16 protein-coding genes, 2 pseudogenes and 1 other annotated feature are annotated in these 17491 nt (G+C 33.1%); of the genes and pseudogenes, 3 read left to right on the top strand and 15 right to left on the bottom strand.

Annotated features, from left to right (window positions below):
* Window positions 1–657: 657 nt before the first annotated feature.
* Window positions 658–966 carry a putative quinol monooxygenase gene (locus ACFSCX_RS20355; protein WP_377930091.1) on the bottom strand — a complete coding sequence of 103 codons (309 nt, stop codon included), beginning with the start codon at window positions 964–966 and terminating at the stop codon, window positions 658–660.
* A 428-nt stretch (window positions 967–1394) separates the two neighbouring features.
* Between ACFSCX_RS20355 and ACFSCX_RS20350 the strand changes: the two genes are divergently transcribed.
* Window positions 1395–1901, top strand: a complete 507-nt coding sequence (locus ACFSCX_RS20350) for a CBO0543 family protein (RefSeq protein ID WP_377930090.1) — start codon at window positions 1395–1397, stop codon at window positions 1899–1901.
* 708 nt (window positions 1902–2609) lie between these two features.
* On the opposite strand, the gene ACFSCX_RS20345 is transcribed toward ACFSCX_RS20350, so the two are convergent.
* Both ACFSCX_RS20345 and ACFSCX_RS20340 read right to left on the bottom strand, forming a co-directional pair.
* Complete coding sequence (locus ACFSCX_RS20345; protein WP_377930089.1) at window positions 2610–3062, bottom strand: hypothetical protein; 453 nt, start codon at window positions 3060–3062, stop codon at window positions 2610–2612.
* 49 nt (window positions 3063–3111) lie between these two features.
* Window positions 3112–3531 carry a GNAT family N-acetyltransferase gene (locus ACFSCX_RS20340; RefSeq protein WP_377930088.1) on the bottom strand — a complete coding sequence of 140 codons (420 nt, stop codon included), beginning with the start codon at window positions 3529–3531 and terminating at the stop codon, window positions 3112–3114.
* Between the two features lie 691 nt (window positions 3532–4222).
* On the opposite strand from ACFSCX_RS20340, the pseudogene ACFSCX_RS20335 reads away from it, so the two are divergent.
* Both ACFSCX_RS20335 and ACFSCX_RS20330 read left to right on the top strand, forming a co-directional pair.
* A pseudogene (locus ACFSCX_RS20335) lies at window positions 4223–5434 on the top strand (cache domain-containing protein); the annotation flags it as partial.
* Complete coding sequence (locus ACFSCX_RS20330) at window positions 5426–6382, top strand: methyl-accepting chemotaxis protein (RefSeq protein WP_377930124.1); 957 nt, start codon at window positions 5426–5428, stop codon at window positions 6380–6382. The pseudogene ACFSCX_RS20335 and the gene ACFSCX_RS20330, both read left to right, overlap by 9 nt.
* A gap of 407 nt (window positions 6383–6789) precedes the next feature.
* Here ACFSCX_RS20330 and ACFSCX_RS20325 read toward each other — a convergent pair whose 3' ends face one another.
* The 12 genes and pseudogenes from ACFSCX_RS20325 to ACFSCX_RS20270 all read right to left on the bottom strand — a co-directional run.
* Window positions 6790–7131: a GNAT family N-acetyltransferase gene (locus ACFSCX_RS20325; RefSeq protein ID WP_377930123.1), complete on the bottom strand. Its 342-nt coding sequence runs from the start codon at window positions 7129–7131 to the stop codon at window positions 6790–6792.
* A 257-nt stretch (window positions 7132–7388) separates the two neighbouring features.
* Window positions 7389–8045 (bottom strand): DUF3108 domain-containing protein, encoded by a 657-nt coding sequence (locus ACFSCX_RS20320; protein WP_377930087.1) that lies wholly within the window; start codon window positions 8043–8045, stop codon window positions 7389–7391.
* Between the two features lie 455 nt (window positions 8046–8500).
* Window positions 8501–8974, bottom strand: coding sequence for a GyrI-like domain-containing protein (locus tag ACFSCX_RS20315; protein WP_377930086.1), 474 nt, complete (start codon window positions 8972–8974; stop codon window positions 8501–8503).
* Between the two features lie 569 nt (window positions 8975–9543).
* Window positions 9544–10014: a GNAT family N-acetyltransferase gene (locus ACFSCX_RS20310; protein WP_377930085.1), complete on the bottom strand. Its 471-nt coding sequence runs from the start codon at window positions 10012–10014 to the stop codon at window positions 9544–9546.
* A gap of 421 nt (window positions 10015–10435) precedes the next feature.
* Window positions 10436–10846, bottom strand: coding sequence for a hypothetical protein (locus tag ACFSCX_RS20305; protein ID WP_377930084.1), 411 nt, complete (start codon window positions 10844–10846; stop codon window positions 10436–10438).
* A gap of 712 nt (window positions 10847–11558) precedes the next feature.
* On the bottom strand, window positions 11559–11795 hold the full coding sequence (locus tag ACFSCX_RS20300; RefSeq protein WP_377930083.1) for a hypothetical protein: 237 nt from the start codon (window positions 11793–11795) through the stop codon (window positions 11559–11561).
* 265 nt (window positions 11796–12060) lie between these two features.
* The gene (locus ACFSCX_RS20295) at window positions 12061–13317 is read right to left on the bottom strand and encodes an MFS transporter (protein WP_377930122.1); all 1257 of its coding nucleotides are present in this window, start codon (window positions 13315–13317) and stop codon (window positions 12061–12063) included.
* An 84-nt stretch (window positions 13318–13401) separates the two neighbouring features.
* Window positions 13402–13644: a binding site (T-box leader), on the bottom strand.
* 513 nt (window positions 13645–14157) lie between these two features.
* A complete protein-coding gene (locus ACFSCX_RS20290) occupies window positions 14158–14481 on the bottom strand; it encodes a hypothetical protein (protein ID WP_377930082.1) in 324 nt (107 codons plus the stop codon).
* Between the two features lie 117 nt (window positions 14482–14598).
* Window positions 14599–15339 (bottom strand): hypothetical protein, encoded by a 741-nt coding sequence (locus tag ACFSCX_RS20285; protein WP_377930081.1) that lies wholly within the window; start codon window positions 15337–15339, stop codon window positions 14599–14601.
* 215 nt (window positions 15340–15554) lie between these two features.
* Window positions 15555–15959, bottom strand: coding sequence for a DUF3888 domain-containing protein (locus tag ACFSCX_RS20280; protein ID WP_377930080.1), 405 nt, complete (start codon window positions 15957–15959; stop codon window positions 15555–15557).
* A 128-nt stretch (window positions 15960–16087) separates the two neighbouring features.
* Complete coding sequence (locus ACFSCX_RS20275; protein WP_377930079.1) at window positions 16088–16753, bottom strand: hypothetical protein; 666 nt, start codon at window positions 16751–16753, stop codon at window positions 16088–16090.
* A gap of 203 nt (window positions 16754–16956) precedes the next feature.
* Window positions 16957–17491, bottom strand: a pseudogene (locus ACFSCX_RS20270) (transposase); the annotation flags it as partial.

Raw genomic sequence — 17491 nt, 5'->3', positions numbered from 1 at the left:
CCTAGGTGCACTCTATCGTCGAACAGCTGCACGAAAAGGTAAAAAGAGAGCAGGAATTATAGTCGCTCATATGATGTAACATATCGTCTATTATCCATTAACACGGAAAGAAAAAACGTAGCCTAAGGCGAAGATGATTTTTAAACAACAGAGAACAATACATTTTTAATAGGAGCTTCTGATTTGTAGGTTATTAGATAACAAGTTTGGACTGGATCATGATACCTTAGGTTCTGACAGTGAAACGGTATAGCCTAAGGATTCTAGTCTTCAAAGAGAATGTGGATGCCCTCTATCTATCTTTCAATCCATTCTGTTATTACTGCCTCGCTTCTAAGTTCAATTGGCAGAAGAAAGACAAGGTAATTATGTATTTCATCTTCATTCGAAGTAATAGATTTCTACTGTCGAAGTTCTCTACCCACCGATATCCCCAAAGACTAAATTCATTTCTAATAATCGTTCCATTCATTACATTTTTCAATTTATTTATTATGTCTATTTGAGTGGTTGTTTTCATAAGACAATATTGATTCCTTCTTAATATATCTTTTATTAACAAATATATTTTTCATAGTGTTTTTCAACTAACCCTTCAATAGCACAAAAGCGACTGCTCTTTTTAGCAATCGCCCCGTTACGTTAATAAGAAGGTAGTTATGTAAAAGACTTGCCTCCTATTGGCAACAACGTAGAAATCCTTTCCATTCCAGCAATAATAGGTTTCGCCCGCTGTATCAATGTTTGAGTTACTTCCAATGATAAAGAGGCTTTATGTGCATTCTCGTCCTTCCATACCTCATAAACAAACACAGAATTAGGTTCATCGCTAGAAACATTAACAAGATATACTTCGCACTCATCTAGATTTTCCATTGATTCTGCTGCTTCCAAAAGAATATTTACTAATGTTTCACGTTCGCCATCTTTTGCTATAAGCTTTCCAAATAATCCAAATTTACCCATTTACACTCACCTCTTTTCACTTCAAATAAAGGATTAATACTCCTGTATGAGTCCAATTATACCTGTTTTCTCTTTTTAATAACCAATTTTCAACAAAATAGCGTTACCAAATCGAACCCCCCTGTTCCACTCTGTACCCTCAAACTTTTACCCTGAGTTTCAAATAAGAAAAAGACGATCAATTTAATGTTCGCCTTGTTAAACTTATGCCCCTGTTCGTAATATAAGGTTCGCCAGAATTTTCTGGTTGATCTATTTTTATATGGTCTTATACTAACGGTAGTCGGGGTAGAATGTCGCCCCCCTTGGGACTTGATCCTGTCAAGCTTTAGCAAGATATTTAGTAAGATTCTCGTGCAAGGTATTGGGTAATATGAATTTAATACAAAAAAAAACACATCCTAAATCAGAAAGGAGGATGTGTTTTTTTGCGTGAACTTAAAATTTTAAGAACACTTACATTTCTAGGATTGATTTTTTTACCTATTTTCTTCAAAAAACAACCTCGAAAAGAATGGATGTTAGTTTTTTTATTAAAAGCGGTCTATTCAATTTTCTTTGATTCTTTTGTAGTTAAATATGGGCAAGTTTCATATCCTGTTCGATTACTTCCGAAAATATTTAAAGTTAACCTGGCATTTGATATGGTTCTTTTTCCAATTGCTTGTGTAATTTATAACCAAATAACATATGGTACAAAAAACATTTTAAACATTATGTTAAAAGCTTTTTATATAAGTGTACCAATTATAGTCATAGAAATTTGGATTGAAAAGAACACTAAGCTACTTAAATATAAAGGAAATTGGAGCTGGTTTATTTCTTTTTACACATTAACTTTTTCATTTTGGATTGTAAGATTAACAATAGGATTGATAAGAATATTTGATAAACCCAAAAAGGAAGTCGACTTAAAAAGTGGTGCAATAAATTAGGAGCAGGATTTAAAAAACTAATCCTGCTTATCTATATGGACCCCAAAATTATTTGATTTTAGGGGAAGGGTAATTATTTTATGTTTCAAGGCTGGCATTCACCATTTTCATACTCTCCCTTCTTTCACTAAACGACCCTAAAAAAACAAAAGGAACAGCATCAGCTGATCACTTTATCTTGTTCAAGATAGCCCCCAACCAATGTTTTAGTACATTTCATCACAAACTTATACATAGTAGTTGAATATCTTTTGATATGTAGCTGCACTATTGCCTTAATGATCCCTCGTTTTAAAATAAATTTTATTCCGTCTAACAAATATTATTAATGCTGCCAACAAAACAGAAATGCCTGCAATAATCATCGACTTAGTTATAATACTATTCTCATTGTTTTCGGCATTTTCTCCCCCACCATATCCAGGAGGTGACAAGTCTTTATATCTATTTACAATTTGTTCTTGATATTTCTTTAATGGAATAGGTATTGTAACTAAACTTTTAGCACAGACTTATTCAACGGTCGAATAGTTTTATTCTTTTTTGAGTAAGCATACTAACTACCTGTAGGAAACTCATATATAATCACTTCATTTTCATCCATTGTTTCTATGTTATCGGCTAGAACCTTACCGTGTCCTAATCTTGCAAATCCAGCTATACCATTGGTTTTGTGATAGCCATCTCCTTCTTAATGATTAGCGCCCTTTAATGTAATAGGGATTTCGCCTGATTTTTAAGTTCTGCTAACTCATTAGTTTCCCAACCCTTTAATTTTGCATGACCAATAACAGAATTCGAAACTGTTACTAAGCTCTTTTTTAAATCATTAAAAAGCGTTTCAGCTTCAAATAACACTTCTTCGTTAATCAAATTCCTCTTTATTCCTTTTATATTGACTTCGTGATGGTTTAGCTTTTCCAATCTCAACAAAAGAGATCCTTCCATAAAATCAAACTCTATTCTTTCTCCGATATTTCCATACTTAAAATACCTAAGTTTTTCGTTCCACCATGAAAGTATTACAACAACAAAGTCAGTCCACTTTTCTTTTGGGAAGAAAATGTATCCGTTCTTTTCGATGTATATTTCACCCACTATGTTGTTGCTATTGTTAATATATAAACTCTTGTTATTCACTTTAATCCTTATCTGGTCCATCTACTCACCTTCTAATTAATATTGAGCACTCGCCTCCATTAGATAAACCTTATTCTTGGCTTGATTTCCTGAATCCATAAAAGGCACGAAAACCCAGACCTTCATAAAATGAACGAGATGAACTATTTGCAAGTAATTCAATCCTTGTGTTCGGATATATATTGTGTACATAGTGGAGTAATTCTTTTCCTAATCCTAATCCCCTATACTTTTTATCAATTAGTAATTCACAAATAAATAAGCTTATAAAAGTATCACTAAGGCCTCTTATATACCCAATTAATTCTTGACTCTCTGTTTCAATAACATATACTACATTTGAATTTTTCCATGCTTCCTTTGTGTTCAAGTGATTATCTACTAAATTAGTCCATCCCTCTTCTTTGTTTAAACCTTGTATTTTATTAAAATCTTTTTCTTCATATGGTCGAATAAATGCCTTTTTATTATCTTTCAAATCTAATACCATAATAAAATTCCCCCTTGAGATAAATTTAATCTTTATATTGAACAATCCTGCTTCGTTTGTTCCATAAGAAAAGGAGGTACTGCAGCTAAACTAATTAAAGAATGGTTGGATAAAATGAATTTTCGAGGTGAATTAATTCTCCCTACTATCTTGACCCAATTTGTCTAACTATAAATTTTAGCCTTTTCCCCGTGTAAATAGCATGAATAACTAAATAAATAAAAATTAAAGCAAGATTAAGTCCCCTTCCCTTATTAAGGAATTGCCTCCATAAGCTGTAACATTATCCAAAATTATTCCATTAATAATTTTATTCTACTCACGTTTCACAATCAATTCAGTATTTTTCTCTGTTCAACCTTTTTACTTCACATCTAAATACCTAGATCTTAAGTCCCTATCCCCAAAATATCGATTGTTTCACTATTATTCACATTTTCACTATTGTCAGCATTCGAGGACGTTTGCTATACTATGAATAGTAAAATACTACTACGTTTTTCTAATCCATTTTCCAAAAACTAGTTCTTTTTTACTGTAAATTTAAGGAATTAATAGATTTTGATAAAGCTAGCACTCTTCTTTTCAGCTTGGAGGAATGGAGAGTGCTCTTTTAATAAAATACTTCTACTATATTGGAGGGTAAGGGTGTACAAATGAATTGTTTGGCAAGTATAGAACCAAGATATTTATGAACAGGAGGAAAGTACATATGTCTAAGATTAGAAATTTTTTAAATGTGAATAAGTCTATCAAGACAAAGCTAACTATTTATTTTGTACTTGTTGCACTATTACCTATTATCATTAATGGAATTTTTACGTACAACAATTCAGTATCATCCTTAGAAAAGGAAGTAAGCGCAAAAACAAAGGCCATAGCAGAAACAAATATGGAAGAAATCGATAGGGTCCTTTTTGAGAGAATCAAGGATGTTGAAGTACTAAGTAGTTCACCGACCATTGTTGACTCTGTAAAAGAATCTGCAACCATTGCTTCACAAAAAGGCCTTGATTTATTAACAGCAAAAGAAGCAGAAGAAAAGCAAAGTGCTACAAAAAAAATGGGAATCCCTCATCTTCAAGACCATCTTATCGATCAGTTAGAAAAAACAGGGTATTTTACAGATTTCGCAGTAATGGACAAGCATGGTTTTATTGTGGAACTTACAACAGACGGCGCTTCTGACTTTGTTCAGCATGATGAACAATGGTTTCATGACACAATGGAAAAGGGATTGACTTTTAAGGATATCTCCTTCGATGAAGACTTAGGTATTCATTCTATGTCAATATGTATGCCAATTAAAAATGAAAATGGAGCTTCAATTGGTGCGATACAAGCCAATTTGAATATTGAACTAGTATGGGAAATTGTAGATAAAATAACGACGTTAAATCAATCAGCCCAAGTAAAATTAATCCTCAATGATGGCTTAGTTTTTGCAGATACAACGAGTGGACATAATCGTGATGTTGTACTGCAAGAAAACGTAAGCAATTCTTCAGGAATCGCTAAAGACTTCCTTGCGTATGAAAAAGGTACTATCGGTTATGCAGCGGGAACTACTGCTGCTGGTGAGGACGCAATCATAGGTTATGCAAAAAGTGACGGCTATGGCGACTTTGAAGGTTTAGGCTGGGGATTACTTGTCTATGAACCTACAGAAGTTATTTTTGCACCGGTAAATAAATTAAAAAATCAAATGTTTATAATAAGCTTGATTGCGTTAGTGTTAGCGATAGGAGCTGGTTATTTCGCAACAAGAAGTATTACTCGTCCTCTTCTTTATCTTAAAGATAAGACTACGGAGATTGCTAAAGGTGACTTAACTACTACGATTACAAACTATTCGAAAGATGAAATAGGCCAGCTATCTATACATTTTCAAGACATGGTGAATAACATGAGGGAGATACTCTTAAATGTTAAAAATTCTACTAAGCTAGTAAAAGATTCATCTGAAAATCTAAGTGCAGTTGCAGAAGAAACAATGGCATCAAGTGAAGAAGTTTCGAAGGCGATAGGTGAAATTGCATCAGGTGCATCTCAAACAGCATCAGAAGCGGATAATACAAATTCGTTAATTACTACTCTTTCTAAGCAAGTTGATGAAGTAAGTAAACAAATTTTATCAATAAAGGAGCTATCCATTAAATCGGATGAAGCGAATCTAAGTGGTGTTAATAAAATGCAGGAACTTAATGAATCGTTTGAAGCATCATCTCAAAATTTAAGTACTGTTGGTGATGCTATTATTGATTTAGATAAAAAGATCAGAGATATTAATACAGTGATTCATTCTATTACTGAAATTTCCGATCAAACGAACTTACTAGCTCTTAATGCTAGTATTGAAGCTGCGCGAGCAGGAGAACACGGCAGAGGATTTGCCGTTGTGGCAGAAGAAGTTAGAAAATTAGCAGATGAATCTAGGCAGGCAACTGAAAAAATTAAAAATACAATCATCAATATATTAGATCAATCTGCTAAAACAGTACAAGAAGTAGAAATTACAAAAGAAAATCAGAAAAATCAAAGTAAAATCGTAACTGAAAGTGTAGGCTCCTTCCATACAATTTCAGATGTGTTTACGAACATTTCCAATTCCATTGAACAAATTGGAAAAGAAATCAATAATATTTATGAAAGCAAGAATGAAGTCATCACCTATGTTCACGGAATAGCCGCCATGTCCCAGCAGTCAGCCGCTGCATGTGAACAAGTTAGCTCTTCCTCAGAAGAACAAGTCACCGCATTTGGTATTGTAACGAGTTCAGCTGAGCAATTAAGAGAGTTTAGTGAAGCCCTTGAAAAAGACGTTCAAAGATTTAAGATTGAGGAAGAATAAGAGTTATTTATCAAATAGAATAAAAAAGACAAGCACTCTACATCCGTTTATTTTGGATGAGAGTGCTTTTTGCAACTTAAAAATAATTGATTCAGTGTATCCCTTTTTCTTCAATACTTCTTTCTCTACCCGCTCATTTATGTTTTTATCGCCAAATGAACAACCCTCAGAACAAAATTCCGAACCTATCTTGTACGATTAATAATACTTGAATAAAAGCATTGAACTATTAATTAGGAAAAATTAACAATTGTGTGATTATCATTAATCTAAGTTACTTATTGTAAAAAACACCAATGTTCCATTTTAAAAAAACGAATTGAGGTAGACCTTCTTTGGTATTTCCTTTTTTATCAGTTAGAGAAGTTTATTTTCATAAAGTTCAAGAGAGGATATTGTGGAAACAATTATTTTCTATGCATTACAAGTTGTGTTTTGCTGTATTTAAAACTGTTTATTTCATAAAAAGGTATTAAATATTCTTCACAAAACAAACTAATTATATCAATATGGGAAAGCTCATCTAACAATTTTGATACCAGCTTTTCACCTATACCTTCCTTACGATATGAACTATGTATAACCACATCTTCAATATACGCTCTAAATTTCCCATCTGTAACAGCTCTTGCAAAACCAATAAGAGTATCGTCTTGCCACGCACCCACTGATTGTACTTTGTTCAACATATCTTCAATATCTTGTTCTTGTCTTTCCTCCCACCAACCTACATCATTATATAACTTCATAACATCAATGGCTTTGATTGTTCTATCAGTAAAGCTCGATATTTCTATATTCAAGTTTTTATTCCTCCCAAGGGCTTTTACATAATTACAAAGCATAATGACCGAAGAGTCTTTATCCCACTACGCACCTATAAAAACAAGACATGCATCGCTGATCACTTTTTCAATTAAACAAATGCTACTAATTAGTTCAACAAAAAACTGTATACAGCATCTCCAATTCATGATTTAAAGACCTAATTTTGTAGAATTCTTTTTCATCTTATAAATTCCAAAAATACACCATCTTCAATTTGCGACGATTGTTTTAGTAATTCTTTTGACTTTTCACTAACCCAATAATACTGAAATGTTTCTCCAAAGTATGTCTTTAATTTCCATGAATCTAGTAATATATCTTCTCCATTATTAATAAGTTCTTTACCGACTACTTCAACGGTTATTTTTATTTCTGATTCAATAGGTGTTTTAAATGCATTAAGAGAAGCCATATAACCAACTTCTAAAGGTAAAACTCTAAGAATCATTTCAACTGAAAATGAATCAAAAACTTCTTTATCTGTTAAGTATATGTACTTTTCTTGAGATTTTTTTGTGATTTGTACCTTCTCATCGAAATATATAGTTTTAATATCCACCTTTCCATTTGAATAACTTGTATAAGATATTGGTTTAAAGGAATTTTTCTCTACAACGGTTATTCCTTTTCTATCCCCCAATACATCAGAAGTAAGGACTTGTTCTCTTTGTATAAACTCAAACCCATCGTTTGATAGGTAACTTATTTTTTCATATGTTGTGCCTACATTCTTTACAATTCCATTTTTTATTAATATAACATCTTTTCTATCTTGTGATTCTCTTAAAGAACCCCATTGAATCAATTTATCTCCTATTAAAAGTCTATCTTGCATATTCCCACTCTCCCATTCGTCAGACATTTTGTTAAACCATATTGGAATTTTCCACTCAATTTTTCTTATTCTATTCTTTCTATTCATAAGATGCTAATGATCTAAAAAAGCCAATAAGCTAAGAGTAAACATATTTTAATCACTGCTTGTATGTTTCTAACTTATTATTTTTCCTTCAACAAATGGGGCAGGATAGTTGATAAATTTTACTATTAGCTGGTTTAGCTTACTATTAGCTCAGTTTTCTTCCCATTTTAAAAAATGCTCAAAATTGTAATCACCCATTACGATTCCACATTATTAAAAGCGGAGAATTCCATTTACTTTCGAAATTATGAATATCGTATTAAGCATTTTGTGTATGTTGATTTATCAAAGCTATGGGTGCTCCGGTTATTTCTGTATCAAAACATGCTCAAAAGAGGGCTGTCCTTCTTTCGAGCAGTTTATGCAAATTATTGGATAGGAATATAGATGTGCAAATGATTATCATGAGTATGCTTATCGTCCCAGTTGTGGTTTTCGTCATAATGTTCAATTGAATAGGAGTCTAGGTTTATCTGATAACCTGATTTTTCAATCCAGTTAAACAGCTCACCATACACCTTCCAGCAATCCACCATCGGCCCCATATACGTATAGGAAACATATTTTTGCTCGGGAATAGTTAGTTCTTCAAAACCCTTAGGAACTTCTGTTATATGACTTACTTCTGAACCAATATATATTGTATGTATTTCGGTGTCCTCAACAATATCCCTTACGCTTCCAATTCCCATAATTCCTTTTGGTTCAATGCGAAAAGGAATTTCACTGGTTCTCACTATGTTTTGTGCTTGAGGAACTTCTTTACCAAGATTTGAAACAGGCGCGACAACTTTCTTGCCTATTAGTTTTAGTTCTTTCTTCGTTACAATTTTTGCTTCCATCTACATGCCTCCATATTATGTTATTTTTTACATGCCTTTACAAACACCTCATGTGCGCCAATCTCATTGAGATAGGAACCCCTCAGTTTATTTAGCGCTACCTATAAACGAGTTTTGAATTTAAGTTGACTAACTCGGCATAGGCTTCATTTTCACAATGTATTGATATTAAAATGCAACCTTCATCTTCAACCTCCTGTCATTTTAAAGACGTTTTATGTTTAAAAAAACAGTCATCGTTTTAAATTTTTTTAATGAGTATGATTTCAGTTATCTCTTCCGTAAATTGGTGCCTAGATTGGAGTGATTTCTTCCTTGTGTTCCTCACAATAAGGATATTTTCTCCTTTCTTATCTACCTCAGAACAACTTGTCGTTACCACTGTGTCCATAAGTACGATTAATACGGACAATAGGACAATTTTTATATTCTCTTAATCCCTTCTCTACTAGTCAACTAATCTTTACTTAATGGAAATAGCATTAACATTATTTTTCTTTTTAGTGTTATAAAAATTAAAGGCTCTACTTCATCTTGCAGTAGAGCCCCATAATAGAACAAGGAGAGTTTTATAAATCTATTTCCATCTGTCTCATTTTTGTCTTTAAATTCATTGATTCATAAAATTTTATAGCATTTTCGTTAAACTCCCACACCCCTAATTCTAATGAATCTGCTTCTATACCCTTTGCGTACTCTAATATTTTTGCAAAGAATATTTTCCCGAAGCCTTTTCCTCTGTACTTCATATCGACACCAAAATCGTCCATATAGACAACTTTCTTTGGAATTAGAATGGGTCTTTCCTTTGTATTTTTTATAGTAATTATTGTATAAGCGATTGGTTGGTCTACTTCTAGCAAGAATACCTTTGTATTTTCTCCATCTATCAAGTTGTTGAAATACTCCTTGTCTAACGTTGTATCAGTCATTTTATAATGGTCTGGTCTTCCCTTTGTATGAATCGCGTGAACTTGTTTTTGTATTTGATGAACCACATCATAATCATTTTTGGTAGCTTCTCTAATATGTATATCCAATTACTTCCCCCCTGATATTTGTTGTTTGAGTTTTAGTGCTTGTTCTCAAACTCTCTTCTTAAGGTAAACTTCCAGTTTCTGAAATAAGACAGGTAGCCGTTACGTTCAGTAATCCTTTTCTCCTTTTAACCTTTTCACTTCTTTTTCTAAATAATCTAACCGTCTATGAATCCTATATATAATCGGAAGATATGCAACAGAAGCAATGATTATCCAACCCATTTTTCTTCCCCCTTTAAGTGATACGTCCTTGTTCAATACCTGTTAGCTACTAGGCGACTTGGTTCTTACCTAGACTGGACTTTCACCAGTTAGCACTTAACGGCTTGCCTTGGCACGGCAACAGTAAAAGGCACAAATCCAGCTTGGATCAGTGTCTGTTCTTATTCCATACTCCCACCTGTTTGTAAAAATTAAATTTTTATTGTATTAGTCCTTTGCCAGTATAACTATCATCTATTACTGTACCGTCACAACAAAGCGAGGGGTTATACTTAACTTCAATTAAAATCTCATCGTCTTCATTTCCTTTTTTAAAATTTGCTCTAAGAAGACTAAATTGATTTTCTTGTTTTTTCTCTAACAGGTATGTTACTAAAACATCATTAAAACCTCTGGCATAAAAATATTCATACCCATTTATTGTACCAAGACTATGAATTTTCACTTCTTTTTTTACATTGTTTAACCAGTTATTTACCCTCTCTTTATTCTCATCTACTATGGAGTTACGAGTGTAGGAAAATACAAAGGACTCTTCCTCTTCAATACCAAAACTCACACAACCGGCTAAAAACATTAGAACAAAAAGTAATATTATACTTTTATTCACTTTTATCCCCCTCGTATTTTCAACTAAACGGTTCAAAGGTACATCATAATTTTATATATAACAATTTCAACATAAAATTCCAATTAACCTTGTAAAAGCCAAAAGAGAAAGGTCGTCTCATTGACGATCGTCCCATTCTAGTTTGCAATAGGTAAGCGTTTGAAGCCTTTTCGTCTGTTTGGTGAATCGCGGTATGGTGCTTCGCACCCTATGACCTATTAATCCTAACGCACGCAGGAGCATTGATGGGATAGTTTCGGGAAGCATGGTTCCTTCAGTCCTACCCTCCCTTGTAAAGTTAGAATTCATCTAGTAAATTCCCTGTGTTTTCACGCTTGAAGCGCTTATCACAGAAACTTGTCGCGCGCCCCCCCTATACTTAAATAACATTCACTTTTAAAACATGGTGTAACAACAAAACTTCTGCCATCGTTTTTTCCTCCAATTTAATGAATCTATATGTCTAAGTGTCGACAAGAAAGCCTGTTTGCCTACGAGAACTTTTACGATTTAGAAGTATCTACCTCGATAACCCCCACCGCTTGTTTATTAAATATCCAATCCTTTAAAAAAGAAGGATCAGCTGCAGCTGATCCCATAGTGTTAACAACATTCGTCCCCGTTACTTGAATAAAACCCCATTACCTTTATAACTTTTTAATAAAAGAATCTGGACACCATACAGCAATTTCATCGTCTGGACAAGCAACCACTAACCATGTATTCCCCTCTTGAAAGGCAACTCCCATTTGGCATGATTCATATTGATCATCATGTCCATGAACGAATAGAGATTTCCCATTTTTAAAGAAAAAATCAAGTGAGGAATAGTATCTCCTAACCCTAGTTCAACAATTTCTGAATAACTTAATTCGTTTAATATTTCTAACTCCTTAATTCTATCCATTTCTTCAACATCAGTATCTTTTATAGGAAAATCATTAGGCAATTCATCATAGATACACCATCTTGATTCTACATTTAAGTAAATTTGTCCTTTTATACCCTTTCTATGTTCGTCTATACCAGATAACAGGATTTGTAAGGTTGGTCCAAATCTAACCCCGTTTATTTCTCCATTTATGCAAAGGTATCTAATAACTGATTCAACAAGTTTTTTATCAACAACTTCCGAATAATCACGTCCTTAATTAGTACATACTGCCTGTTAGCTTAATAAATTCAACTTAGATAATCAATAATCCTTCTTGGACTCACGCTTCCTTAGTTCCAATCGGTTCAGATTGGAAAATATGACTTCTTGAAGGGAATAATGAAATAATTAATAATAAAATGGATAAACTCATCATGACTAAAACACCTATAATAACAACCACTTGAATGGAGGCTATCTGGGCAGCAATCCCCATAATGCTGGTTGCTATTATAACTAAAGTAGCTTGAATTAGACTATAAACACTTCCAATTCTCCCCATTACATCAACAGGAATATTGTTCTGATAAAAGGTTAGAAAACCTGTGTTAGCATAAGCGATAAAAAAAGCAAGAGTAAAAAATCCTATCGCTGCAACGGAGAATGTACTTGAAAATGCATATATTATATACCCCGTTGAAACTAGGAGAGTACCAAGACCTATTAAAACAGAGGTGTGAATTTTATTTACAAATAACGAGTTAATTAAAGCACCAAAAGCAATACCTGCTCCAGCAATTGTTACTAAGAAACCATACTCACTATCCGCCAAAGATAGCACATCCTTAGCAAAAGCTGCTTCAAGGGAATCCACAGCACTTGCCATTATGACCATAACACCACTAAACAATAAGTAAATCATCATAACATATTTGTTCCCTCTGCTATACTCAAATACTGCTGACAAATCCTTTCTAATTACTTTCAACGAGATTTTATTATTAGAAGAAGAGAAAGTTGATTGTTTCTCTATATCTGGCATAACTAATGTAATTACACCTGATACGAGTAAAGCAATAGCATTAATATAGATTGCAAATATTGGAGTTCCAATTAAAAATAACATTCCTGCTACCGCTGGACCTATTAAAAATGCACCAGATGTAATAAGGCTATGAAGAGAATTAAATTGTTTCCGTTGTTCTTGTGGAATTAATTTTGTTATATAAGTCATAGAGGTTGGACCAAACATTGAACTTGCTATATTAATAATAAATACAATTAAATAGATTATAGATATTGCTGAAAATAATGGCAGTAAGGCTATAAATATTGCCCTGATAATATCTAGTAAAACCATAAGCTTTCTTTTGTTGTAACGATCTATTAGACTTCCCGCCCAAAAGTTCGTACATAAAGTAGCTAATGGCTTAATGATGTATAAACCAGATACAGCTAAAGCTGAACCAGTCATGTCCAATACAATTAAATTAAGGGCTATAAAATAGATCCATTCCCCGATATTTGAGAATCCAATTCCAACTAACAAGATTGATGGATATTTCCATGATGCAAGCCTATTCTTTAAATTCAATATACTCCCCCCAATACTTATTCGTTAAGACAAACACCTTTATAAAAATGCAAAAATAAAAAAATCCCACCCCCAAGACTATGAAGTCTTGAGGACGAGATTATATCTTCGTGGTGCCACCCCAGTTTATTAATATGTCGCCATATTGATCTTATCAGGTACAATTTTATACCTTAGCTCTGTAACGGGAGCACCCGCCACACCATCCCCAATTGGTTCCAATGTGATGCTCAGAGTCTTGGTTCAATAACCTATTCTTACTCCTTTTCAGCAAAACGGAGCTCTCTGGAAAGAATAAGGTTTATCTACTCTTCTCTTCATTGCATTTGTTTAATTTGTTTTAATTTTACAGATGTTAACAATTTAAGTAAAGGAAAATTTTATACCGTTGAATTAATAGGAGCTACTGCATCGAAATCCAGTGTTCCACTTCAAATAATCCATATGATTACATGTATAATATCAATTAACTTCATTACATCTTGAGAAACTCTACCATGTGAAAATGCAATTAGTGAAAGACAATAGAAAAAGATTAATGAAAAAATCAACATACCTTTGAATTGAGGTTTTTTTAATATATTTACACCTAGAATTATTGTGCTTACTACGAACAGCAAAATGCTCCAAGTTTCAAAAGAAATTGAAGTGTATAAAGTATGCAACCATATCCTCCTTACTTTTATAATCATTGATAGTATCTTATTGTACATCGTTAACTATTCTGGGGCGACTGCTGCTTGTTCAGCAATCGCTACCCTTTAGCTTAATAAATTATTTCTTATAGTTATAATATTACTAAACCCGTTTCACATTCAGCGAAATAGCCTTTGCAATTTTTTCTTATATTAATTTTAGTATAAGGACAAGAATTGCAAAACCTCCTAAAACCATTAACAATACCCATAAAACATTTCTAAGACTTTCTCTTAAGGTTTCATTTCCTTTTCTATAAATATTAATTGTCCCAAATATGAACATCAAAATAAACAAGCCATATCCTATAAAAAAGAAATATGAAATGTTAAATTCCATCGCTAATACTTGACCTAGGCACGCTGGAATTAACATATAACCAAAAATCTTAATATCCCTATCAGCCTTAATAACCCCTAATATGATTAACGGTGTAAGTATAATTAGTAATCCTATAGAAAATGGTTCCAATTCATTGGTCCTCCAGATTACTTCAACTTTTTCTTAACCTGCTCCTTTACGGAATAAGAGCTGCCACATTCGATAACCCCATTGTTAAGCTTTTGCACCCGTTTAGCAAAATAATCTTTAATCCTCTCGTCTACATTGGATACGACTTTCTTCTCCAGAAATACCTTTTTCAATTTTAACTTGGTTTATATTAACACCATCTTCTGGAGTATCGGTCAATGTAATATGAATTCTGTCATAGGGTTCTTCACCGTAATGTGCACTATAATTTAATGCACTTGCATGGATGGTATGTCTCCTTGTATCACCACTAATTCTTTCAACTTTATCTATTTTAGGACACATAATAAAATCTAAATAAGATTTGTCCAGATAGGTAAAATATCTTGTATATAAGGTTTCTTCAAGCAACTCATCTTTTGATGCACCAACACTTTCAAACTTCCATGCCACTAAAATCCAATCAAACAGTTCTAATGATTTCAATCTAACTTTCATTTTATTTTTGGTATATATGACCTCTCCATCTGCTATTGTGCATTTTTTCGCTTGTTTTTCAGATATACAGTTATAGGCAGGTTCAATAGTTGCAACTTCCCCATTTTTCATTTTTATTTTTAATTTAGAGATGGGAGTGTTATCTAGTTTTAAATCAGTTGGTCCTTCAGTAGAACTTGATGTGTTTATCCATTTTACTACCCTACCTATAATTACTTCTTCATATCCGTCGCTAAACTTAAATTTACGAGTCCCTCCGTTTAAACGGTTTACTTGAATGGATAAAACTTCGTGTGCATTTATTGTTGGTTTAAAACTTGCGACTGCTAATTGTGTTGATGAAAATAATCCAGTAAACATTATATATATTGTGACTGTCCAGACTAACTTTTTCGTGGTAATCGCCACCTTTGGAAGTAGTTTGTATGTATCTTACCCTCTGATTAAAACTAAATTCCAAATTGACTTTCATAAAACAAAACCCTGTAGTTAAATTAAACTCCACAATTTTCCGTTCAAGAATTCCACAAAAAAGCATTAATCCTCTTTGGATTAATGCAGCATTTTTATAAAGTTTATGCTGGACTTCTACATTCTAGATTTTTCTTTACTGAACTGACCTTAAAATCTTTTAAAACCCATTTCAAGTCTTCCCAATCCTTTTTAACAGTTACTGTAATAGTATCAAGAGAGTTATGGGCTCCTGTATAAGTTACACCTTCAAGAGTAGCTTCAAATAGCCAAGACCCAGGATGATCAAGTTTTTTTATTTCAATAACCCTTAAACAATGGAAAGCTATTTGTTTTGTAGTTCCATAATGTTTTTGAACACCTTCATACATTTGTGGTTGTAAAAGATCTATCACGGCATCCTCTAATAAATTCTCTCTTGTTGCTTTAGTCTTTGTAGGAAGATTTGCGTAAGCTGATGTTGGAATTACTAAAGTAAAACAAATTAGAAAGGCAATAATCTTATTCAAAAACATCCACCTTATCATTTTTCCTTTAGTTTCCCACTTTGCAAATTCCTTATCCATATTAAACTAAAGCTGCTCGTTAGTCAAAAGGCTTTCCTGCTGCTGTTGCAGAAATGCCCCCCGTTTGAAAATTAATTTATAGCTTTACCGTCGGTATTGAGTATTCTTATCTTATAAGATTCAATTTTTGATACTGAACTTAGTTCCTTTGATGTTAAAAGTTGATTTACCTTCTCCTCAATTTCAAGAGCTGATTTCTGTGCTTTTTCGCCGTTTCCTTTTAATGATGTTTGAATGGTAATATTTTTTTGATATTCGGTACCAATATCCCCAATTACATCGAATTGTTTTAAGCCTACCATCAAGGTATGTGTTAAAAGTGACAGTTCTTTGTTTTTATTCTCTATTTTTATATTCCCTTTAACAGCAGGTATATCTACCCACTCGACAATAACTTTAAATTCTTTAATTGGTGATGAATTAATTACATCTTTGGCGATTAATTCAATGTCATTTTTTATAGAATCAAAATCATTTTTGTCCCCTTGAACTTGAATTCTCAACTCTTTCTTTGAAGACGTACCCACAACAAACTTCAACGTGTCATATTTTTCATAAATCTTTTCGGTTACCAATTTCATTGTTGATATTTCTTCATCTTCTTCTTTACTAATTGAAGGCTTTTGGTTCTCCTTATTTGCAACAATAGTATCGGCTTCTAAAGGTTTATTTAAGAGACTAAATATGGTTATTCCTACTATAAGTATTCCAGCAATCATCAATATCTTTTTTAACACACAATCACTCCTCTTTTAGTAGAAGGGTATGTCCCATAAACCCAAATAATTCCATAAATAAACAATGCTCCCTTATTGAAGTAAACGACCCTATAAAGAAATGAGGCTGGGACATAACTAGCTTCTCTATATGAAAAAAGTGAAATCGTGTCATCGATTTCACTTTTTTCATTAGATTTCAGTTATGTGCGGACAAGACCTTCTCATCTTGCCGCATATTTTCGTATATTCACGGCCATTAATGCGAGGCCGATTTCGTTTTCAACTTTCAATTTTCCACGTACTGAAAGTCGAGTGAAACCTAAATTAGCCTTCAAGAATCCAAAAACTGGCTCCACGTCCATTTTACGTTGGCGGTAAATGGCAGCCGTTTCTTCATCTGAAAGCTTCGTTCTCACATATTCTTTTTGTTGTTCCCATTTCTCATTAATCATGAGTTGGCGATTTTTCCCTTCTTGCGCTTTCGTACAGTTTTTAGAAGTGGACAGCCCGTACAGTCCTCACACTCATAGACTTTGAACGTACGCTCGAATCCTGTTTTATCCGTGCGAACCGAATGATATTTAAATTGAACTGGTTGCTGATTTGGACAGGTGTAGCTATCACTTTCCTCATCGTAGGCCCAATTGCTCGTTTTGAACGGGTCGTTTTTGTATTTTTTCTTTTGTTCATTTAAATAATGACCATACGTAATGAGTGGTGTACGCTTGCGTTTTGAAAGAATATCATCGTAATTTT

The organism is Bacillus salitolerans (assembly GCF_042680805.1).
GTDB lineage: Bacteria > Bacillota > Bacilli > Bacillales > SA4 > Bacillus_CJ > Bacillus_CJ salitolerans.
This window is presented reverse-complemented; position numbering and strand designations above follow the sequence as displayed.